Raw genomic sequence first — 21,572 nt, 5'->3', positions numbered from 1 at the left:
CACGACGTGGTGGCCGGACGTCACCACCGCTCGTGCCGTGCGGACGCCGGGTCGACGTGGTCGGCCACGATGAGCCCCAGGTCGATCCCCTTCGCGAGAGCGTCCTCCCGGCGGCGCACGCCGAGCTTGCGGTAGACCGACCGGAGCTGGCTCTTGACGGTGTTGACCGAGACGGTCAGGCTCAACGAGATCTCGACCGCGGTCGCGTGCCGTCGCAGGCTGTCGAGCACCACGATCTCGCGGTCCGTCAGGGCCTGCGGGAAGCCCACCATCGCTGCGAACCTCTCGGGGACGGGACCCGCCGCCGCGAGGACCCGTTGCGCCGTCCGGTCCTTGCTGCGCGCGGCCAGGTCGACGAGCGCGAGGAGCTCTCGTCGCGGGGGGAGCGTGAGGGCGAAGAGCAGCTGACGGTCGTCGGCGACGGCCGCGAACTTGCCCAGCGCGTCGCAGGCGTGCGACTCGTCGGAGCCGTTGACGAGCGCCGCTGCGAGGAGCAGGGAGTGGGCGACCCTCAGGCGCGGCGACGCGTCGACCGGTGGGGTGTGTTCGACCAGGACGTCCCGTGCGACCTGCCAGGACTCGGTGAGCAGCGCGAGGTGGGCGCGCAGGAGGGGAGCGGTCGCCGACGACGAGGACGCGCCTCGCAGGGTCGCGTGGACCGCCCCGAGCCGGCCACGGGCGAGGTCGAGCAGGCCGGCGGCGTAGCCGAGCTGGTCGGTGTCCCGCACGGAGATCCGTTGCCTGCCCCGCTCGGACTCGATGTACCGGCGCAGCCGCTCGGCGCCCAGCGCCGGCTCGAACGCCAGGAGGTCGACCGAGGCCTGGGCCAGCGCGAACTGCGGTCGAGACTCGAGCGTGGAGAGGTAGGGCCGCACGGCGTCCAGGTGGGCCTGCGCGCCGCGCGCGTCGAACCGTTCGATGCGCACGAGCGCGTGCGCCAGGTGGTACAGGTCCTGGCTGCGCGGCGAGGAACGCTCGTCGTGATGGGACGCCTCGGCCGCGGCAAGGTCCCGGCGCGCCTCGGGCATGTTGCCGTGCACGGCGTGGGCGAGCGCACGGAGCGCGAGACCGTGCGGCGCGGTCGCCTCACCGGGGGACTCGCCCGGTGGGTCACCGAGGTCCTCCAGGATCGCGAGGGCCTCGTGCTCGGCACCGCCGCGAAACAACGACCGTGCGATCTCGGTGCGCAGCAGAGGCAGGTCGCGTGCCATGGAGCGACGCTCGGTGACCCGGAGCTCGTTCAGCATGCGGCCTGCGCGGCGCGCCGGGTAGAGCGCCCGCTCGGCCGATCCGGTCGCCCGCAGCGCGAGGCTCTCGAGGACCTCGAGCACCACGCGCTCGCTCGGGGTCGCGGGGCGCGGCGCGACACGCAGCCCGGCCAGTGCTGCGTGGTAGAGCTCGATCGCCTCGTCCCGTCCGCCGGGGACGGCGTCGTAGTGACGGGCGAGCGCACCCGCGAGCAGGGGCCAGGGGCGCAGCTCGGCGACCGGGACCGCCCGCAGGACGTCGAGGCTCGCCAGCGTGCGCTCCTCGAAGACCCGGGTCCAGTAGCGCGACACCGCGGCGGAGGCGATCGCGAGGTCGCCTGCCGCCACCGCGTGACGGACGGCCTCGACGGGGTAGCCGTGCTGGAGGTACCACCGGGCGGCCGCCGCCTCGACCACGCGGGACGCCTCGGGGTCCTCGAGCCGGAACGTCTCCAGGAGCAGGGATCGCACGACCGGGAAGAGCACGAAGACGCGTCCCGTAGGTCGCCGCTCCCACGTGCCGAGGCCACGCGCCTCGAGGTCGGACAGGAGCTCTGGAGCGTCCGGGTCGAGGGTGAGCGCTACCGCGAGGTCCCCGGTGAGGGTGTCGGGGACGACGCACCGCGTGAGGAACTGCTCGAGCCGGTGCTGCGTGTGCCCCTGGAGCTGCTTGTCGACCGCTGCACGCAGCAGCTCGGCCGCGACCTGGACGTGGGCGGGCGTGCCGTGGGACCCGGCGAGCTCGGCGGCGAGCATCGCGACCCGCAGGTAGAGAGGCTGGCCGCCCGTGCTCACGTGCGTCTGCGCCGGGTCGAGGTCGGCCCCGACCTGGCGCAGCATCCATGCGGTCTCGTCCAGGGTGAGCGGGAGCTGGTCGGCGGTGATCACCGTCCGGTTCATCTCGAGGCCGACGACGGGCGCCTCGAGCATCGAGCACGTGGTCGTGGCGAGCGCGACCGACAGGTTCGGGCAGGCGCGCAGCAGCGCGAGGACGTCCTCGTGGACCTCCTCGTCCCGGACGTTCTGGTAGTCGTCGACGACGACGAGAACCTCGCCCCGGACCGTGAGGAACGCCTCGGCCAGCCGTACGGTCAGGGCGCGGGTCGACAGCTCGTCGAGGCCGGTCGTCGTCTCCGAGCGCAGCAGCCCGGACTGGGTGGCCCGACGAGCGAGGGTGCGCCAGAGCTCGGTCCGGGTCGTGCCGGGTGCGGTCGCGATCCAGACCCCTTCCGCGCCCCGCCGTCGGGCCCACTCCGCGAGGAGCGAGGTCTTCCCACCCCCTGACGGGCCTCGGACGACTCGCAGGGCCGCGTCGGCGTCGAGCCGGTCGACGAGCCGTTCCCGCACGAGCTCGAGGTGAGGTGGGCGCGGAGCGCCGTGCAGTCTGCCGGGGGACGTGCTCACTACCGGCATCCCGCCTCCTGCCCTCTCCTCATGAGGTGCCCGGGCAGCCTGCCGTCGGCCGCGTCGCCTCTGGCACTGGAGCCGGCACCGCGCCGCTCTCCGAAGTGCCACTTTAAGTGACGGCGGACGATTTCGCGGGCTACGTGGTGAGCGACACCCCGTCGTCGTGCGACGACCCGCCGGGAAACGACGGTCGACGGCGTCCGGGTGGGTCGGCTGCGGGTCGGCTGCGGGTCAGCTGCGGGGCAGCGGCCCGCCCTGCTGGTCCACGAGCGGGAGCAGCCGCTCCAGGACGTCGCCCGTGCGCAGCCCGTCGTGCTCGAACTCGTTCGTGACGAGCGCCTGCACGTTCCCCACGCGGGAGGCCGTGTCGAGCGAGAGGTGCGCGTCGACGAACATGTCGTCGTAGTAGACGGCCGCGGCGACGGGGACCTCGTTGGCCGCGAGCGCCGCGAGGTCGTACAGCTCGCTCCAGTCCTCACGCAGCGCCAGCTCCTCGGCCGCGCCGCGGAAGGCGCGCAGGCCCGCGATCTCCTCGAACATCCAGGGGTAGATCATCTCGCCCGTGAAGAGCAGCGGTCGGGCTGCGGGGTCGAACTCCGGGTGCTCGGCGCGCACACGCTCGGCGGCCCAGCCCGTGGCCCCGTGGCCCGACGCGTAGATCGACTCGTGCAGCACCGCGTACAGCGGGTTCGTCCAGAAGGACGTGAGGTCTCTGACCTCGCTGAGGAACGTGTCGCTCAGGTCGTCGTCGCCGTGGTCGAACGCCTCGTCCAGCAGCCAGTGCACGCGTTCGAAGCCCGGCTTCATGCCGAAGTCCGTCCCGAGCGTCTGGAGGCGGCGTACGGAGAGCGTGTCGCCGTCGGGCAGCAGGACGTCGCCCACCGCGACCCTGTCCGCGATGCGCGCGAGGCGTGCGGCGTCGTCGGGGAAGCGCGCCGTGAAGCGGGCGTTCTTGGCCGCGGTGCGGGGGTACGTTCGGCGGTAGACCTCGGTCGCGTCGGCCTCCAGGCCCGCGAGGCCTCCGGTGACGTAGCAGGCCGAGAGCCCCTCCGGGGCGCGCGAGAGGTACGTGAGCGTGAGGAAGCCGCCGTAGCTCTGGCCGAGCGACTCCCAGCGGCGACCGCCGAACAGGGTTCGGCGCAGGTGCTCGGCGTCCGCGACGATCGAGTCGGCCCGGAAGTGCGTGAGGTGCTCGGCCTGCGCGGCCGCGTCGCCGAGGGCTGCGAGCGCACGGCCGCGCACGGCCGAGCTGCGGCCCGTGCCGCGCTGGTCGAGCAGGATCACCCGGTGGGTCGCGAGCATCGTCCCGACCCAGCCCTCCGGGCCCGTCGGACGTGGGCCCTTGCCGCCCGGGCCGCCCTGGAGGAACACGAGCAGGGGCAGGTCCTCACGTCGTCGCGCCGGGTCGACCAGCTCGCGCGCGAAGATCGTGATCCGGCGCGAGTCCCGCTCGTCGAACCAGTCGAGGGGGACCTCGACCTCGTGGTCGGTGACGTGCATCCCGGGGATCGTGGCGCTCGCGGAGGTCATGGCGACGAGCCTATACAACGTGTCAGAACCAGCGTGACCTCGAGGTCACGCTGGTTCTGACAGGTGGTGGAGGCGAGAACGACTACTTCTCGACGTCCTCGTCGACCCAGTCGAGGGTCTTGCTGACGGCCTTCTTCCAGTTACGGTAGAGGCGCTCGCGCTCGCCCTCGTCCATGGACGGGGACCAGCGCTTGTCCTCGGCCCAGTTGGCGATGACGTCCTGCTCGCCCTGCCAGAACCCGACCGCGATGCCCGCGGCGTACGCGGCACCGAGCGCCGTCGTCTCCGCGACCTTGGGCCGCACGACGTCCACGCCGAGCTGGTCCGCCTGGAACTGCATGAGCAGCTCGTTCTGGACCATGCCGCCGTCGACGCGCAGCTCGGTGAGGTCGACGCCCGAGTCCGCGTTCATGGCGTCCAGGACCTCGCGGGTCTGGAACGCGACGGCCTCGAGCGCGGCGCGCGCGATGTGGTTCTTGTTGACGTAGCGTGTGAGGCCCACGAGTGCGCCACGCGCGTCGGGACGCCAGTACGGCGCGAACAGGCCCGAGAACGCGGGCACGAAGTACGCGCCACCGTTGTCGTCGACCTTCCGCGCGAGCCACTCGACGTCGGGCGCGTCCGAGAACATGCCGAGGTTGTCACGCAGCCACTGGATGAGCGAGCCCGTGACGGCGATCGAGCCCTCGAGCGCGTAGCGGGCCGGCTGGTCGCCGATCTTGTAGCAGACCGTGGTCAGCAGGCCGTTCTCGCTCATGACCTTCTCGGTGCCCGTGTTGAGCAGCATGAAGTTGCCCGTGCCGTACGTGTTCTTGGCGGTGCCCTTCTCGAAGCACGCCTGGCCGAACGTCGCGGCCTGCTGGTCGCCCAGGATGCCCGCGATCGGGACGCCCGGGACCATCCCACGCTGACGGCCGTGGCCGTACACCTCGGACGAGGACTTGATCTCCGGCAGCATCGACATCGGGATGCCCATGTCGGCCGCGATGTCCTCGCGCCAGCTCAGGGTGTCGAGGTCCATGAGCATGGTGCGCGACGCGTTGGTCACGTCGGTGACGTGCACGCCGCCGTCGACGCCGCCCGTCATGTTCCACAGGACCCAGGTGTCGGTGTTGCCGAACACGAGGTCGCCGGCGTCGGCCGCTTCGCGGGCACCCTCGACGTTGTCGAGGATCCACTTGACCTTGGGGCCGGAGAAGTAGGTCGCGAGCGGGAGGCCCACGATCGCCTTGTACTTCTCGGGGCCCGCGTCGCCGCCGAGCTCGTCGACGATCTTCTGCGTGCGGGTGTCCTGCCAGACGATCGCGTTGTAGACGGGCTTGCCCGTCTTCCTGTTCCACACGACCGCGGTCTCGCGCTGGTTGGTGATGCCGACCGCGGCGATGTCGGTGTACGTGACGTTGGCGCGGGTCAGGGCCAGGCCGACGGCCTCGCGGACGTTGTTCCAGATCTGCTCGGGGTTGTGCTCGACCCAGCCGGCTCGCGGGAAGATCTGGTCGTGCTCGAGCTGGCCGGAGGAGACGATCTCCCCGGAGTGGTTGAAGACGATGGCCCGGGAGCTGGTGGTTCCCTGGTCGATGGCGAGAACGTAGTCGGCCATGGTGTGTCAGTCCTTCACGTCGGTGTGGTTGAGCGGGTGTCGCGCGGTCCGCGACCGGGCGTCGGGCCGCGGGCGTCGGGACGTGCCCGACGGCGGTTGGTCGCGTGACCGGGGCGGGTCGCCCCGGTCACGCGGGAGGTGAGTGGGATCAGCCCCAGGCTGCCCCGAGGAGGCCGGCGAGCACGCCGCCGACGAGCGGACCCGCGACGGGGACCCACGAGTAGCCCCAGTCGCTCGACCCCTTGCCCTTGATGGGCAGCAGGGCGTGGGCGATGCGCGGCCCGAGGTCACGGGCAGGGTTGATGGCGTACCCGGTCGGGCCACCGATGGAGGCACCGATACCGACGACGACGAGCGCGACGGCGAGCGGGCCGAGCCCCGACGGGGTGTTGCCCGACGCGACGACGAAGAACACGAGCACGAACGTCGCGATGACCTCGGTGATGAAGTTCCAGCCGTACGAGCGGATCTCGGGGCCGGTCGAGAACACGGCGAGCTTGGTGGCAGCGGGCGCCTCCTCGTCGAAGTGCTTCTTGTAGGCGACGAACGCGAGCACGGCACCGAGGATCGCACCGATCATCTGCGCACCGAAGTAGATGAACATCGTGCTGACCGTCGGTTCGATCGTCGCGGTGACGAGCCCTTCAGGCCCGGTGACCGAGTAGAAGGGGCGGTCCGCGGTGAACAGGCCGATGGTCACGGCCGGGTTGAGGTGCGCCCCGGACTTGTACGCGACGTAGACGCCGGTGAAGACGGCGAGGCCCCATCCGAAGTTGATGAGGAGCCAACCGCCGTTGAAGCCCTTGGTCTTGGGGAGGATCACGTTGGCTACGACGCCGGCACCCATCAGGATCAGGGTCGCGGTGCCGAGTATCTCGGACCAGAAGGCGTTGAGGATGAGTGTGTCCATCAGCTTCTCTCTTTCTTGGTGGACTTCGTTGTCGCAACCACCCCGGCGCATCCGTGCGGCGGGGCCTCGGTGTGCGTCGCGGTGCGCGCACCCGTGAGGTTGAGGGGGTGCCGGTCCGGCTCCGCCTCGCGCGAGTCGAGGCGGGCCGGGCCGGGGGTCGGGCTATGAAGTTGTCCTCGGGGGAGCCTGCACGGCTCCCGGTGGTTCAGGTCGGGGATGCGGGGTTCGTCAGGATCCGGTGAGGGGCTTGAGCGGGGCGACGTCGTCGGCGGTGAGGCGCGTGCGTTCCGCCGTGGCGTCGTCGGGCTCCTGCTCCGCGGCCTCCTCGGCGGCTGCCCGCGCGGTGTAGGACGCGATCTCCGCGGCCTTGCGCTCGTCGTCCCAGCCGAGGAGCGGCGCCGCGATGTCGGCGATCTCCGGGAGGGCGCCGAGCCCGCGGTCGAGCACCTCGTAGTTCAGGCGCGTGCGGTGCAGCAGCAGGTCCTCGAGGTGCAGGGCGCCCTCGTGGGTCACGCCGTAGCTGATCTCGGCCCGCAGGTAGGCGGGCGCGTGCTCGAGCGGCGTGGCGAGCGTGGGGTCGGCCTCGCACAGGGCGACGATGTCGCGCAGGTTGGAGCCGTAGCGGTGCAGGAGGTGGTCGACCATCTGCGGGGTCCAGCCGAACTTCGACGCCCACGGCCGGGCCTGCCGACGGACCGCGCCGAGTCCGACGGCGCCGACCAGCGGGATCTTGTCCGTGATCGAGGGCAGGGCTGCGGCGCGCTGGCCGATCGCGAAGTCGACGGCGTCCTTGGCCATGACCCGGTAGGTCGTGAGCTTGCCGCCCGCGATGACCGTGAGGCCGGGGGTCGGGGAGGCAGTGGTGTGCTCGCGCGAGACCTTGGCCGAGCTCGTGCCCTCCTTGGTCCCGGGCTGGAGCAGCGGGCGCAGGCCCGCGTAGGTGCCGATGATGTCGTCGCGCGTCAGGGGCTGGGCGAGGACCGCGTTGGCGTGCTCGAGGATGTAGTCGATGTCGGCGGCCGTCGCGACGGGGTGCGTGAGCTCCTGCTCCCAGGGCGTGTCGGTCGTGCCGATGACCCAGTAGCGCGACCACGGGATGATGAACAGGACGGACTTCTCGGTCTGCAGGATCAGGCCGACCTGGCCCTTGATGCGCTCGCGCGGGACGACGATGTGGACGCCCTTGGAGGCGAGGACGCGCAGGCCGCCCTCGGAGCCGGCGAGGGCCTCGGTGTCCTCGGTCCACACGCCTGTCGCGTTGATGACGGCGCGGGCGCGGACCGTGATGCGCCTGCCCGTCTCGAGGTCCTCGAGGATCGCGCCGTTGACCGCTCCGGTCGAGCCCTTGGTCAGCTCGACGACCTGGGTGCGGGACGCGGCGTGCGCGCCGTAGGAGGTCGCGGTGCGGATGAGCGTCGAGACCAGCCGGGCGTCGTCGACCGAGGCGTCCCAGTACTGCACGGCGCCGATCGCGGCGTCGTGCGCGAGGTCGGGGAACTTGCGCTCCATCTGCTTGCGCGAGAGGTGGCGGTGCAGCGGCAGGGCGCGCTTGCCGGGAGCCATGCTCGCGAGCGTGTCGTACAGCGCGATGCCGGCGCCGACATAGGCGCGCTCCCACACGCGGTGCTCGAGCGGGTAGAGGAAGGGGACCGGCCGCACGAGGTGCGGGGCCAGGTCCTTGATGAGGAGGTCGCGCTCGGTGAGGGCCTCGTGGACGAGGTGGAAGTCGAGCATCTGGAGGTAGCGCAGACCCCCGTGGACCAGCTTGCTCGAGCGGCTCGACGTGCCGGACGCCCAGTCCTGGCCCTCGACGATCGCGGTCGAGAGCCCGCGGGTCACGGCGTCGAGGGCGATCCCGGCCCCGGTCACGCCGCCGCCGATCACGAGGACGTCGAGCTCCTGGTCCGCGCTCGTGCTCGCCTCGAGCGCGCTGAGCGCCCGCTGGCGAGACTCTGCGGTGAGTCTGCTGGAAGTCATCCGATGGCCTTCTCTCGTCGTCGATCTGGTGCGTCACCGGCCGGGTCCGTGAAGGAGCTCCTCCTGTGACGTTCCCACGGCTCCGCGTCCCGCGCTAGCGGTACGCGGCGGGACCCAGGAGGGCACCGTGCCGCGGCGCAGCGCTGTCGGAACGGCGCTGCACGTATTAACGTCAACATGTCAGGAACGTACGCGCAAGCGCAGTGCACAAACGTGCAGAACGAGCACCACCAGCGGCAGGAGACCAGCAGATGGCCGATCGGGAGCAGGACGTCCTCCGGGCGGCCTCGATGTACTACCTCCAGGACATGAAGATGGAGGCGATCGCCAAGCACCTGCGCACCTCGCGCTCGACGGTCTCGCGCTTGGTCAAGAGAGCGCGTGAGACGGGTCTGGTGGAGATCACGCTCCGGCCCACGCAGAGCCGTGCTCCCGGTCTCGGGGCGCACATCTCCGCCACCTACGGCATCGACGCCTACGTCGTGCCGGTCCCGGACTCGACGCAGCAGGTCGACCGGCTCGACCAGGTGGCCCTCACCACGGCCCGCCTGCTCGGGTCGTGGTTCGACTCCGACATGGTCCTCGGCATCGCGTGGGGCACGACGCTCGCGGCGATCTCGCGGCACCTGAGCCGCAAGCCGACGCGGGGCTCCGCCGTCGTGCAGCTCAACGGGGCGGCCAACACCCGGACCTCGGGCGTGCACTACGCGGGCGATCTCATCGCCGGGTTCGGCGAGGCGTTCGACGCCCACGTGCACCATTTCCCAGTGCCCGCGTTCTTCGACTACGCCGAGACCAAGCAGGCGATGTGGCGCGAGCGGTCGGTCCGGCGCGTGCTCGACGTCCAGAGACGGGCCGACGTCGCGCTGTTCTCGGTGGGCGCCGTCTCGGGCGGGGTGCCCAGCCATGTGTACTCGGCCGGCTACCTGGAGGCCGAGGACATCGCGGTCCTGGAGGCCGAGGGGGTGGTCGGTGACGTGTGCACGGTCTTCCTGCGGGCCGACGGCACCTACAAGGACATCGCGCTCAACGAGCGGGCCACGGGACCCGGGCCAGACGAGCTCAAGCGCATCCCGCAGCGCATCTGCGCGGTCGCGGGGGACAACAAGGTCGCCCCGCTGCGGGCCGCGCTGCGGGCCGGCGTGGTCACGCACCTCGTCGTGGACGAGATCACGGCCTCGCACCTGATCGAGCAGGAGACGGGGCGCATCGCCGTCGCCCGGACGCGACTCGAAGGTATGCAGTCGGGTGCATGAGTACGCACCGAGCGTCGAGGAGGCGTAGATTGTCGGCGTGACGAGCAGCCCCACGCCCACCCTGACGCTCCGCCCTGCCCTCCCGGCGGACGTGCGGGCCATCCGCGGGCTCGTCGAGCCCTACGCCGAGGAGCGCATCCTTCTCGCCAAGGAGATGGTCGGCTACTACGAAGCCGTCCAGGAGTTCGTGGTCGCCGACGCCGGAGGACCGGGAGCAGCGCACGTCGTCGGGTGCGGCGCGCTGCACGTCATGTGGGACGACCTGGCCGAGATCCGCACGCTCGCGGTCGACCGTGCGTGGCTCGGCACCGGCGTGGGCCACCGCCTCGTGGTCGAGCTCCTCGAGCGGGCCCGCGCCCTCGGGCTGGCGCGGGTCTTCTGCCTGACGTTCGAGGTCGACTTCTTCCGCGCGCACGGGTTCGAGGCGATCGAGGGCACCCCCGTGTCGCCCGACGTCTACGCCGAGCTCCTGCGCTCGCACGACGACGGCGTCGCCGAGTTCCTCGACCTCGCCCGGGTCAAGCCCAACACCCTCGGCAACACCCGGATGCTGATCACCCTCTGATCGCCCGCGCCTCAGGCCGGGAGGCGGTACACGTCGCCGTCCTGCTCGAGCAGCCCGTCCTCGACCAGGCTCGCGACGCACCGCCCGAGCTGGGCCGCGTCGGGCCACAGCCCCGCGACCACGTCGCGGTGCACGGGACCGTCCGACCCGCGCAGCGCGGCCATGACCCGGCCCCGCGCCTGCCGGTCCGTGCCCTCCCAGGCCTGGGTCCGGCGTCGGGCGCCGTGCTCGTCCGGCGGGCTGCCCGCAGCACGCCACGCGCACAGGTCCGCGACCGGGCACGCCTCGCACCGCGGCGAGCGCGCCGTGCACACGAGCGCCCCCAGCTCCATCGAGGCCGCGGCCCACAGCGCGGCCTCGGCGTCCTCGGCGGGAGCGACCTGCGTCGCGAGCCGGCGCTCGGCCGCGGTGTACGACGGCGCGGGCAGCGCCGTCCCCGACACCGCGCGGGCCAGGACCCGCCGCACGTTCGTGTCGACGACGACCGCGCGCCGCCCGTGCGCGAAGGCCGTGACCGCCGCAGCCGTGTACTCCCCGACGCCAGGCAGCGCGAGCAGCGCGTCGGAGCCATGCGGGACGCGGCCCGTGTGGCGCTCGACGATCGCCCGCGCGCAGTCCTGCAGGCGCAGCGCACGCCGCGGGTACCCCAGGCGCCCCCAGGCGCGCAGGACGTCGGCCGTCGCCGCCGCCGCGAGGTCCGCGGGGTCGGGCCACCGCTCCATCCAGGCGCGCCACGCGGGCTCGACCCGCACCACGGGCGTCTGCTGCAGCATGACCTCGCTGACCAGGACGCCCCAGGGGGAGCAGTCGTCGCGACGCCACGGCAGGTCGCGCGCGTTCGCGCCGAACCACTGCCCGACGGCGTCGCGCAGGTCCGCGTACGGGTCCGGTCCGGGAAGGCTCGTCAGTGCCGCGCGAGGGTCGGTCGTGCGAGCGGCCGTCGTGCGAGGTCCGGTCGTGGGGCCGACGGCGGAGGTGGTGGAGGAGGGCGACATGGTCCGACCATTCTCGCCGACCCGGGCGGCCCGGACCGGCACCCCGACGAGGGGGGAGCGTCCGCGCGGTGTGGCAGTGCGCGAACCGTCGTCACGGCGACGTACCGTTGCCCCAGCGCAGGAAGGGCCCGCGCCGACCGTCGAACGGAGCCGCACGTGAGCACGCCGCAGGGCACCCGGCCACCCACCGGGGCGACCCCGGTCCAGGGGCGGTCCTCGGACGGGTCCGGCGCCGAGCCGTCCGGCAGGCCGACGTCCAGGACCCTGCGGCTCCGCCGGGGCATGGCCCTCGTCCTGCTCGCAGTGATCGTCGTCGGCGTCGTGATGCTGCTCAAGGCCGCGATCGCGTTCGGGGCGGGCCTGCTCGCCGACGAGCCGCAGGGCAAGGTGGCGCCGCCCGAGCCCCAGGAGGTCTCGGCGACCGGGTACAAGGACTGCCAGGCCAAGGACGTGACGCTCGGGCTCGCGGCGTCCAAGGCCGAGTACGCGGTCGGGGAGAAGCCCTCCTTCACGGTGACGCTGACCCACGTGGGCTCCCGGCCGTGCCTGATCGACGCGTCGCCGGCCGTCCAGGAGATCACGATCACCTCCGGCAGCGAACGCATCTGGTCGTCGGCGGACTGCCCGGCGGAGTCCACGGACCTTCTCATGGCCCCGGGGGACGAATGGCCGACGAGCGTGACGTGGCAGAGGGACCGGTCGGCCCCCGAGTGCACCACCGGGCTGCCCGCAGCGCTCCCCGGCACCTACAGCGCGGTCGTGGCGTCGAACGAGGCCGACGGACTCACGAGCCCCGCCGTGACCTTCACGCTCGTAGCCCCTGCGCCGCCGCCCGAGGCGCCACCCGCGACCGAGCCCCCCGCAGAGGGAGAGCCGCCCGCGGACGGGAGCGCCGAGGTGCCCGCCGAGGGCGCGGAGCCTCCCGCGGACGGGGCGACCACGCCCGAGGAAGGGGCCGTCCCTCCCGAAGGCGACGCGCCGCCCCAGGGGTGAGGGCCGCTGACAGCCCCAGGGGTGAGGGCCGCTGACGGGGGAGGGTTACACGTACCGCTCGAGGATGCTCGACTCGGCGAGGCGCGACAGGCCCTCACGGACCGCGCGCGCCCGCTGCTCGCCGACGCCGTCCACGGCCATGAGGTCGTCGATGCTCGCGGCGAGAAGCTTCTGGAGCCCGCCGAAGTGCGAGACCAGGCGGTCGATGATGGTGCCGGGCAGGCGCGGGACCTTCGACAGGAGCCGGTACCCGTGAGGAGCGACCGCGGCGTCGAGAGCCTCGCCACCGCCGGGGAGGTCGAGGACCCTCCCGATGAGCGTGAGGTCGAGGAGCTGGGTCGAGTCGAGCGCCCCGAGCGCGTTCTTGACGTCCGTGAGGGAACGGTCCTTGCGCTCGAGCTCGACGTAGTCACGGATGACGGACTCGCGGTCCGAGCCGATCCCGCCGATGAGCTCGTCGAGCTGGAGGGCGAGCAGACGACCGTCCGTGCCGAGCTCGACCACGTAGCCCGCGATCTCCTCGGAGATGCGGCCCACCATCTCGAGGCGCTGCACCACCGCGCACACGTCCCGGACCGTGACGAGGTCCTCGATCTCGAGGGCCGAGAGCGTCCCGCTGACCTCGTCGAGGCGGGCGCGGTAGCGCTCGAGCGTCGCGAGAGCCTGGTTGGCGCGCGACAGGATCGTGTCCGAGTCCTCCAGGACGTAGCGCTGCCCGCCCACGTACAGCGCGACGATCCGCATGGACTGGCTCACCGAGATCACAGGGAACCCGCACTGCTTCGCGACGCGCTCGGCCGTGCGGTGGCGCGTGCCGGACTCGGTCGTCTCGATCGTCGCGTCCGGCAGGAGCTGGACCGCGGCACGCAGGATGCGGTTCGCGTCCCGGTCGAGGACCACGGCGCCGTCCATCTTGGAGAGCTCGCGCAGGCGGGTCGCGGAGAAACCGACGTCCAGGACGAAGCCGCCCGAGCACATGGTCTCGACGACCTTGTCCAGGCCGAGGACGATCAGTGCGCCCGTCCGGCCGCGCAGGATGCGCTCGAGGCCGTCGCGGAGCTCGGTGCCCGGAGCCACTGCTGCGAGGGTCTCCCGGAGCATGTCGTCAGGGTGCACGGGGGAGTTGGCCACGTGGGCATCCTACGCTGCCGGGCCGTCCCAGGGGCGAGAAGACACCGTTCCCGGGGCGTCGAAAGGTCACGATGGCGCAACGGCCCTCACTCGTCGAAGCGCGTGCGCTCCTGCTGCGGCGGGAGGTGGCCACCACGGGCGATCTCGACGGCCTCGCCCAGGTGCTGGGCGGGCAGCACGGTCATCCCCGCAGGGGGCTTGGGCGAGGAGCCACGAGGCACCACGGCCCGGGTGAAGCCGAGGCGCGCGGCCTCGCCCAGGCGCCGGTCCAGGCCCGAGACGGGGCGGATGTCGCCCGCGAGCCCGACCTCGCCGATCGCGATGGTCCCGGGCGGCATGACCTGGTCCTCACGCGCCGAGAAGGTCGCGAGCGCGATCGCGAGGTCCGCGGCCGGCTCGGTCACGCGGGCGCCCCCGATCGTCGAGACGTACACGTCCTGGTCGACGAGCCGGACCCCGGCGTGCCGGTGCATCACGGCGAGGATCATCGCGAGCCGGCTCGAGTCGACGCCGCTCGTGGTGCGCCGCGGGTTGGTCAGCGAGCTGGGGACCACGAGCGACTGGATCTCGAGCGCGAGCGGGCGACGCCCCTCGAGCGTCACGGTGATGAACGTGCCGGGCGCTCCGGCCCCCGCGTGCGACATGAACAGCCCGCTGGGGTCCGCGAGGCCCACGATCCCGGTCTCCGACAGGTCGAAGCAGCCGACCTCGTCGGTCGGGCCGTAGCGGTTCTTGATCGCCCGCACGAGGCGAAGGCGCGAGTGCCGGTCGCCCTCGAACTGGCACACGACGTCCACGAGGTGCTCGAGCGTGCGCGGCCCGGCGACCGACCCGTCCTTGGTCACGTGCCCCACCAGGATCACCGGCAGGTCCCGCTCCTTGGCCGCGGCGATCAGTGCTGCGGCGACCTCGCGGACCTGGCTCACTCCTCCCGGCGAGCCGTCGACCTGGGCCGAGGCGATCGTTTGGACCGAGTCGACCACGAGCAGCGCCGGGTCGGTCGCCTCGATGTGCCCGAGCACGGTCGCCAGGTCGGTCTCGGCGGCGAGCAGCAGCGCCGGGGCCAGGGCCCCGACGCGCTCGGCACGCAGCCTGACCTGCCCGGCCGACTCCTCGCCCGTGACGTACAGGACGGTGCGCGGTCTGGGGGCCGGACCCGTGGCGTCGTCCGGCGACGCGGCCTTGTCGCTCACGCCCGCCGCGACGTTGCTCGCGACCTTGAGCAGCAGCGTCGACTTGCCGACGCCGGGCTCGCCCGCGAGCAGGACCACGGCCCCGGGGACGAGGCCGCCGCCCAGCACGCGGTCGAACTCGGCGACGCCCGTGGGGGTGGCACGCGCGGTCTCGACGTCGATCTCCCCGATGGGCCGTGCCGGGTTGCGGGTCGGGGTGACGGCAGCGGTGCGCGGCCCGGCGCTCGCCGCGGCCTCCTCCGTGACGGTGCCCCACTCCTGGCACTCGCCGCAGCGGCCCACCCACTTGGCGGTGGTCCAGCCGCACTCGCTGCACCGGTAGGCGGGCTTGGCCGGGCGCTTGCTCGTGGCGCGCGAGGCGGAGGTCGATGTGGTCACGGCCGTCACGGTAGCCGTCGGTACCGACACGCGACCTGGCCACGGGCGAGGTCCCGATGGCGCACGGGCGCGCTCGTGCCCATCATGAACCCATGCGTCGGCTCCGGAAGGACAGTCCGTGGTGGACCGTCATCACCACGCTCGGCTCGCTCGCGGCGTGCCTGCTCCTCTACTACGGCGTGCCGCTGGGGGACGCCGACCGCGCGTGGGTGCAGATCCTGCTGTTCGCGGTCGGGTTCGTGGGGCTGTGCTACCTCGTCAGGTTCCAGGTGCGCCGCCAGCTCCGTGCGGGTCGGGAGCCGAGCGTGCGGGTCCAGTCCGTCGTGGGGCTCCTCTCCCCGATCATCGTCTTCTTCTCGATCGCCTACTACCTCCTGGCCATCAACAGCGACGCCGAGTTCGTCGGGATCGAGACCCGGACGGACGCGCTGTACTTCACGGTCGTCACGCTCGGGACCGTCGGGTACGGCGACGTCCATCCCGTGGGGCAGGCGGCGCGCGTCATCACGATGGTCCAGATCCTGTTCGACCTCGCGGTCATCGGCGTGCTCGTCGCCGTCGCGACCCAACGGCTCAAGGAACGTGTCGAGCGGCACGACCGGACCGGCCCGCACCGCGAGCCCGGCGAGCCCGGCCCGCACCGCGAGCCCGGCGAGCCCGCGGCTGAACGTCGCGAGCGCTGACGCAACGACGCACAGCCCACCGAAAAGTTGCGGCGAGATATTTTCGGGGCGGGGCGTCGTCGTGACGCTCCCGAACCGCCCTCTCGTCACATCGTCGCAGGTCACGACGTTGGTACTGCGACATACGGGCACTCAGAACGGGCAGGCGGAAGCGGGCGAATTGCCGAAAACCATTGCGTTCCACGTTTCTGTGTGCCATCTTTCCGGGGACCGAACCATCTCGACGAGGAGAGGTGTACGCCCGTGAAGAAGCGAGCGCCCAGACCCCAGCACGTCCCGGGCGGCAGAGCCCGGCTGACGATCGCGAGCACGTTGACCCTTGCCGTCGCCACGACGGGACTCCTCGTCCCCTCGCCGGCCCAGGCCGCTCCGAACGCGGACGTGGGGTACCCCGTGTTCAGCGGGGACGCGAAGCCCGTCCCCGCGGAGGGGACCGGCTACCACGTGCGCAACCAGCTCCAGGCGATCTTCGACGCCGACGTCGCGGCCGGAGCCGGGAGCGGGACCGACAAGGATTTCTGGATCGACAAGATGCTCGCCCGCACGGGCAACACGCCAGGCGGCTCGAACGGCGACGCGAACCAGTGGCTGTTCAGCCGTGGCCGTGCGGTCTTCATGAAGACCCACCAGCCCGCCACGCTCGGTTTCGGCGGAGAGGTCGCGTACTGGGAGTCGCTCGCGGGCGGCCAGGGTGCGTACACCCTCACGCTCGACGTCGACGGGGTGGCCGTGACCCTCACCGAGGACGCGTCGGCCCGCAAGCAGACCCCCAGCTACTGGCGCAGCACGTTCGACAACACCGCACAGGGACTGCGCGTGGTGCAGACCAAGTTCATCACCGACGCCAACGTGGCCGTCACGAACCTCACGGTCTCGAGCACGGACGGCACGGCCAAGCAGGTCCGGATCTCGGCCGCGTCGTCGTTCGCCCAGACCCCCGAGGGCGACGAGCTCACGGGCTCGGTCCAGGCGTTCAACAAGCTGACCACGGTCTTCCCACGCCTCTCGGGCGACGGCTTCTCCCCGGCCGACGGCGCGATCACGCGCACGCTCGACGTCCCCGCGACGGGCTCGGCGAGCACCAAGGTCCAGCTCGGGTTCGTCACCGAGGAGATCCCCGAGTCGCGCACCGACTACGACGCGTTCCGCGCGGCGACCCCGGGGGCCGCCTACACCGAGCACGTCTCGGCCTACAACCAGTGGTGGGCCGACAACGTGCCCTACCTGGACACGCCCGAGGACAACATCGACAAGACGCTCTTCTACCGCTGGTGGCTGATGCGCTTCAACTTCCTCGACGCGAACATCCCGGGCAACGACTTCCAGTTCCCCACCTCGATGGAAGGCGTGCTGGGCTACAACAACAACATCGTCCTGACCACGGGCATGTTCATCGACGACCTCAAGTACTTCCGTGACCCCGTCTACTCGTACGGACCCTGGGTCTCCGCGGGCGAGGTCGCCAAGAGCGGCAAGTACGTCGACAACCCGGGCGACCCCGCGAACTGGTCCAACAGCTACACGCAGTACATCTCCGAGGCCGCGTGGCGCTCGTACCAGCTGCACGGCGGACCGACCGTGATCGCCCAGAACCTCGCGCAGTACGCCGAGCGGGACGTCAAGGACCTGCAGGCGTCCTTCGACGACGACGGCAACGGCCTCATCGAGTACAACTGGGGCGCCATGACGGGCAACGACGCCGACGCGGTGTCGTTCCACTGGCGCGCGGGCAACATGGACCGCACCGAGAACGCCTACCTGTACTCCAACGCCAAGGCGTCGGCCGCGGCCTACCGGACCGCGGGCGACGAGACCAAGGCGGCCGAGATGGACGCCTTCGCCGAGCAGATCAAGGCAGCCGTCCTGGAGCACCTGTGGGAGCCCGAGCGCGAGACGCCCGACGAGGTGGGCCTGAAGGGCAACCTCCTCAAGCACCGTCACGTCGCGACCGACGCGCTGGTGCCGTGGAAGGAGATCAACAACTACTACCCGTTCAGCGTGGGCCTCATGCCCAAGCCGGGGGACGCGGACTACGACCAGCCGTATGTCGAGGCCCTGCGTCTCTTCGCGGACGACGAGCAGTACCCCGTCTTCCCGTTCTTCACCGCCAACCAGGCGGACCAGGCGGCCTACGGCGGACCGGGCAGCAACAACTTCTCGGTCATCAACTCGACCGTGTCGTTCCGGATGCTCTCGAGCGTCCTGCGCGACTACCCGAACGACTACGTGGACGCCGAGCTGTACAAGAAGCTTCTCTACTGGAACGCCTGGTCGCACTACCAGAACAACGGCGACAACCGGTACCCGGACCAGAACGAGTTCTGGTCGAACGGCACGGCCGACCCGCAGGACATCGGCTACCGCTCGTGGATCCACCACACGATCCTCGGCACGACGAACTTCACCATGATCGAGGACGCGATGGGCCTGCGTCCGCGCTCGGACGACAAGATCGAGCTCGCCCCCATCGACATCGACTGGGACCACTTCACGGTCAACAACGTCCGCTACCGCGACAAGGACCTCACGATCACGTGGGACGCCCCGGGGGGCGAGAAGCACTACGGCGCCGACGTCCCCGAGGGGTACTCGGTCTTCCTCGACGGTGAGCTCGCGTTCACGGTCGACGAGCTCGCGCACGTGACCTACGACCCGTCCACGGGCACGGTCGACGCCCCTGCCGGTGTCACGGTGACCACGGTCGAGGAGCGTCAGGTCCAGGCTCCGCAGGACGTCGTGTTCGCCGCGGACGCCCGCGTCGTGGACATGATGGCCAAGGCGGGCGCCGACGTCTCCCCGGCATCGGCCGGCTCGCCGAACCTCGCCCAGGGCAAGCCCGTCACGGCCTCGTTCTCCGCGGCCGGCCGTGGTCCGGCGGGTGCCGTCGACGGCACGACGGTCAACGAGCCCTTCTGGGGCACCGCGGGCTCGCCGAACGCCAAGGACTCGCTCGAGGTGGACCTGGGCTCGGCCCAGAAGGTCGACGACGTGCGCGTCTACTTCTACCGTTCGTCCTCGACCGCGACCGTCGCGGGCTACTCGGCCCCCGCTCTCTACACGGTCGAGTACCTCGACGGGACGCAGTGGAAGCCCGTGCCGGCGCAGTCGCGCGCCCCGCTGTTCCCGCAGGGCAACTTCAACCACGTGCAGTTCCCCGAGGTCACGACCTCGAAGCTGCGCGTCACGGTGACCCACGCGGCGGGCACCAGGACCGGGATCAAGGAGGTCCAGGCCTTCTCGACCGGGGTCGAGGCGCCCGCCTCGACGAACCAGGCGCCCAAGGCCGACGCGTGGACGGACTCGACGTACAACCAGGCCGGTTCGGCCCGCCTGGTGGGCACGGCCCAGGACGACGGCCTGCCGAACGGGGAGATCACGTCGGGCTGGTCCGTCGAGGCGGCTCCCGAGGGCGGCAGCGCGGTGTTCGACGACCCGAGGGCCACGACGTCGGTCGTGCGCTTCACGGCGTCCGGCGCCTACACCCTGCGCCTGACGGTGTCGGACGGCGAGCTCACGTCGACCAAGGACGTCGTCGTCCAGGCGACCGCGCTCTCGGACGGCGAGATCAACGTCGCCTCCACGGCCACCCCGACCGCGGACTACACCGCGGGGTGGAACGACGTCAACGCCGTGAACGACGGCAAGCCGTCGTTCTTCACGGGTGGGGCCGGCACGGACCTGTGGGCCACCTGGTCGGGCTCCCGCCCCGCGAGCCGGTGGCTGCAGTACGACTTCGAGGCCCCGGTCCGGGTGGACAAGGCGTCGATCGACTTCTGGACCGACACGACCACGGGTGGTGACGGTGTGGCCGTGCCCAAGGAGTGGAAGCTCCAGTACTGGGACGCGGCCGGAGAGGGCACGTGGAAGGACGTGACGAACCCGTCGGCGTACGGCACCGAGCGCCTCAAGACCAACGAGGTGACGTTCGACGCCGTCACGACGAGCCGGCTGCGCGCCGTCTTCACGGCCCTGCCCAACGCGGGCGGCACGAGCCGCTCGGCGGTCGGGGTGTCCGAGTGGCGCGTCTTCGCGGCTCCCGCGGTCTCGGCCGCCGCCGTCCACGTGCGGACCGCCGTCGGGGCCCTGCCCCAGCTGCCGGGCACCGTCGCGGTGACCTACGCGGACGGCTCGGTCGTCGAGAACGCCGTCGCCTGGGGTGCCGTGGACGCGGCACAGGTCGAGCAGATCGGCGACTTCGCGGTCCAGGGTTTCGTGTCCGGGACGACCCTGGTCGCCCAGGCGACCGTCTGGGTGCGTGGCCCGGACGCCGTCCAGATCAACACGATCGCCGACACCGCGGTCTCGACCGCGGTCGGTACCGCGCCGGTCCTCCCTGCCTCGGTCACGGTCCAGTACAACGACGGTTCGCAGCAGAGCGGGATCGCCGTGACCTGGGACGCGGTCGAGCCCGGGAAGTACGCCAAGGACGGCACGTTCGAGGTCACGGGGGCGGTCGAGGGCACCGACAAGCGGGCCAGGGCGACCGTCACGGTCGGCACCGGCGAGGGCCGGCCCGAGCCGGACGTCGCGGTCACGGTGACCGCGAGGTCGCAGTGCACGGGCAAGGTCGCGGGGCTCTCGGTCCGCGTGGTGAACGACGAGGAGGTCCCGGTGGACGTCAGGGTCACGACGCCGCTCGGCACCAAGACGTTCGCCGGTGTCGTGCCGGGCAGGTCGGCCAGCCAGACCTTCAGCGCCCGCAAGGACACGCTCGAGGCTGGGACCGTGAGCGTCGTCGCGACCGCGACGGTCGACGGCGCCCCGGTCACGACCAGCGTCGAGCAGGCGTTCGACGCCGTCGGCTGCGGGTAGGTACCGAACGACCGTCGGGGGCGGCTGCACACGCCGCCCCCGACGGTGCCGGACCGCGCGCTCTCGGCCCGCTCCGCCGGTGCCGAGGCGGGGGGCGTGACGGTGGTCGACGCTTCCGCGCGGCTCCGCGGTCGCGGAGGGCGCGCGCACTAGTCTGGCGCGGTCACAGCGTCGCCACGAGGAGAGTGTCATGAGCCAGCAGACGGGACGCCCGCGTCCGTCGTCCCCGACAGGGTCGGGTGGGCGGGGCAGTCGTCCCCAGCAGGGGCCGTCGTCGGCCGTCTATGCCCGACGGCGCCTCGTCGCCCTGGTCGTGCTGCTCGCCGTCGTGGGTGGGGTCGTCGCGTTCCTCGCGCTCGTCTGGCCGGGGTTCGCGGTGGGCGGAGACTCCGAAGCGCCCGCCGAGCTCACCGTGACCGCGCCGCCCGCGACGCCGACGATCGAGCCGGTCGAACGGACCGCGACGACCGAGCTGGCCAAGGCGCTGCCCGGGAGCGTCCTGCAGTTCGCGCTCCGTGCCGAGGCGCCGACCGACGCCTTCGCCGACGTGGACGCGATCGAGGGCCACGAGCTGACCTACGCGGACGCCGAGGGAGACGGGGCGACCAGCATCACGGTGCGCGCCGGGCAGTGGGGCACCGACGACGAGGCGAAGGCCGCCTACGACGAGCTGCTCGCAGCAGCCGTCGAGGCCGGGGGCGAGGTCACGTCGACCGGACCCGTCGAGGTCGACGGCGAGCCCGCGGGGACCTTCGCCGTCACGCCGGTCGCCCCGGTCGACGGGGCGGTGGCCTCGGCGACCGTCACCTGGTACAACGGCACCGTCGTGCTGCAGGCGACGGGGCCCGTCGACGAGATCGAGACGTTCTACACCGCGTTCCCCCTCTAGTCTGCG

14 protein-coding genes are annotated in these 21,572 nt (G+C 71.9%); 6 read left to right on the top strand and 8 right to left on the bottom strand.

All coding sequences use genetic code 11. The features are described 5' to 3' along the window. Nucleotides 1–20: 20 nt before the first annotated feature. The 5 genes from IE95_RS0113070 to IE95_RS0113050 all read right to left on the bottom strand — a co-directional run bounded on the left by IE95_RS0113070 (nucleotide 21) and on the right by IE95_RS0113050 (nucleotide 8,671). Nucleotides 21–2,651 (bottom strand): winged helix-turn-helix domain-containing protein, encoded by a 2,631-nt coding sequence (locus IE95_RS0113070; RefSeq protein ID WP_164984144.1) that lies wholly within the window; start codon nucleotides 2,649–2,651, stop codon nucleotides 21–23. Between the two features lie 234 nt (nucleotides 2,652–2,885). Next, the gene (locus tag IE95_RS0113065) at nucleotides 2,886–4,184 is read right to left on the bottom strand and encodes an alpha/beta fold hydrolase (RefSeq protein WP_030152062.1); all 1,299 of its coding nucleotides are present in this window, start codon (nucleotides 4,182–4,184) and stop codon (nucleotides 2,886–2,888) included. 82 nt (nucleotides 4,185–4,266) lie between these two features. Continuing rightward, nucleotides 4,267–5,784: a glycerol kinase GlpK gene (gene glpK, locus IE95_RS0113060; protein WP_030152061.1), complete on the bottom strand. Its 1,518-nt coding sequence runs from the start codon at nucleotides 5,782–5,784 to the stop codon at nucleotides 4,267–4,269. A gap of 148 nt (nucleotides 5,785–5,932) precedes the next feature. Beyond that, a complete protein-coding gene (locus tag IE95_RS0113055) occupies nucleotides 5,933–6,694 on the bottom strand; it encodes an MIP/aquaporin family protein (protein WP_030152060.1) in 762 nt (253 codons plus the stop codon). Between the two features lie 228 nt (nucleotides 6,695–6,922). Next, complete coding sequence (locus IE95_RS0113050; RefSeq protein WP_030152059.1) at nucleotides 6,923–8,671, bottom strand: glycerol-3-phosphate dehydrogenase/oxidase; 1,749 nt, start codon at nucleotides 8,669–8,671, stop codon at nucleotides 6,923–6,925. A gap of 251 nt (nucleotides 8,672–8,922) precedes the next feature. On the opposite strand from IE95_RS0113050, the gene IE95_RS0113045 reads away from it, so the two are divergent. Together IE95_RS0113045 and IE95_RS0113040 are read left to right on the top strand one after the other, a co-directional pair. Continuing rightward, on the top strand, nucleotides 8,923–9,927 hold the full coding sequence (locus tag IE95_RS0113045) for a sugar-binding transcriptional regulator (protein ID WP_030152058.1): 1,005 nt from the start codon (nucleotides 8,923–8,925) through the stop codon (nucleotides 9,925–9,927). A 37-nt stretch (nucleotides 9,928–9,964) separates the two neighbouring features. After that, nucleotides 9,965–10,492 carry an amino-acid N-acetyltransferase gene (locus IE95_RS0113040; RefSeq protein ID WP_030152057.1) on the top strand — a complete coding sequence of 176 codons (528 nt, stop codon included), beginning with the start codon at nucleotides 9,965–9,967 and terminating at the stop codon, nucleotides 10,490–10,492. An 11-nt stretch (nucleotides 10,493–10,503) separates the two neighbouring features. Here IE95_RS0113040 and IE95_RS0113035 read toward each other — a convergent pair whose 3' ends face one another. Beyond that, nucleotides 10,504–11,487: an HhH-GPD family protein gene (locus IE95_RS0113035; RefSeq protein ID WP_084690241.1), complete on the bottom strand. Its 984-nt coding sequence runs from the start codon at nucleotides 11,485–11,487 to the stop codon at nucleotides 10,504–10,506. A gap of 156 nt (nucleotides 11,488–11,643) precedes the next feature. On the opposite strand from IE95_RS0113035, the gene IE95_RS19665 reads away from it, so the two are divergent. After that, nucleotides 11,644–12,480: a hypothetical protein gene (locus IE95_RS19665; protein ID WP_129429601.1), complete on the top strand. Its 837-nt coding sequence runs from the start codon at nucleotides 11,644–11,646 to the stop codon at nucleotides 12,478–12,480. 45 nt (nucleotides 12,481–12,525) lie between these two features. Here IE95_RS19665 and disA read toward each other — a convergent pair whose 3' ends face one another. Next, on the bottom strand, nucleotides 12,526–13,581 hold the full coding sequence (gene disA / locus IE95_RS0113025) for a DNA integrity scanning diadenylate cyclase DisA (RefSeq protein ID WP_129429609.1): 1,056 nt from the start codon (nucleotides 13,579–13,581) through the stop codon (nucleotides 12,526–12,528). A 116-nt stretch (nucleotides 13,582–13,697) separates the two neighbouring features. Next, nucleotides 13,698–15,182: a DNA repair protein RadA gene (gene radA / locus IE95_RS0113020; protein ID WP_051703094.1), complete on the bottom strand. Its 1,485-nt coding sequence runs from the start codon at nucleotides 15,180–15,182 to the stop codon at nucleotides 13,698–13,700. A 92-nt stretch (nucleotides 15,183–15,274) separates the two neighbouring features. Between radA and IE95_RS0113015 the strand changes: the two genes are divergently transcribed. The 3 genes from IE95_RS0113015 (at nucleotide 15,275) to IE95_RS0113000 (ending at nucleotide 21,566) form a co-directional block, all read left to right on the top strand. Beyond that, entirely contained in the window at nucleotides 15,275–15,865 is a 591-nt protein-coding gene (locus IE95_RS0113015) for a potassium channel family protein (RefSeq protein WP_051703085.1), read from the top strand. Between the two features lie 243 nt (nucleotides 15,866–16,108). Next, nucleotides 16,109–20,677: an Ig-like domain-containing protein gene (locus tag IE95_RS0113010; RefSeq protein WP_240666386.1), complete on the top strand. Its 4,569-nt coding sequence runs from the start codon at nucleotides 16,109–16,111 to the stop codon at nucleotides 20,675–20,677. Between the two features lie 190 nt (nucleotides 20,678–20,867). Further along, nucleotides 20,868–21,566 carry a hypothetical protein gene (locus IE95_RS0113000; protein ID WP_129429600.1) on the top strand — a complete coding sequence of 233 codons (699 nt, stop codon included), beginning with the start codon at nucleotides 20,868–20,870 and terminating at the stop codon, nucleotides 21,564–21,566. Nucleotides 21,567–21,572 lie beyond the last annotated feature (6 nt).

Source organism: Oerskovia turbata (genome assembly GCF_000718325.1).
In the GTDB taxonomy this organism is placed as follows: domain Bacteria; phylum Actinomycetota; class Actinomycetes; order Actinomycetales; family Cellulomonadaceae; genus Oerskovia; species Oerskovia turbata.
This window is presented reverse-complemented; position numbering and strand designations above follow the sequence as displayed.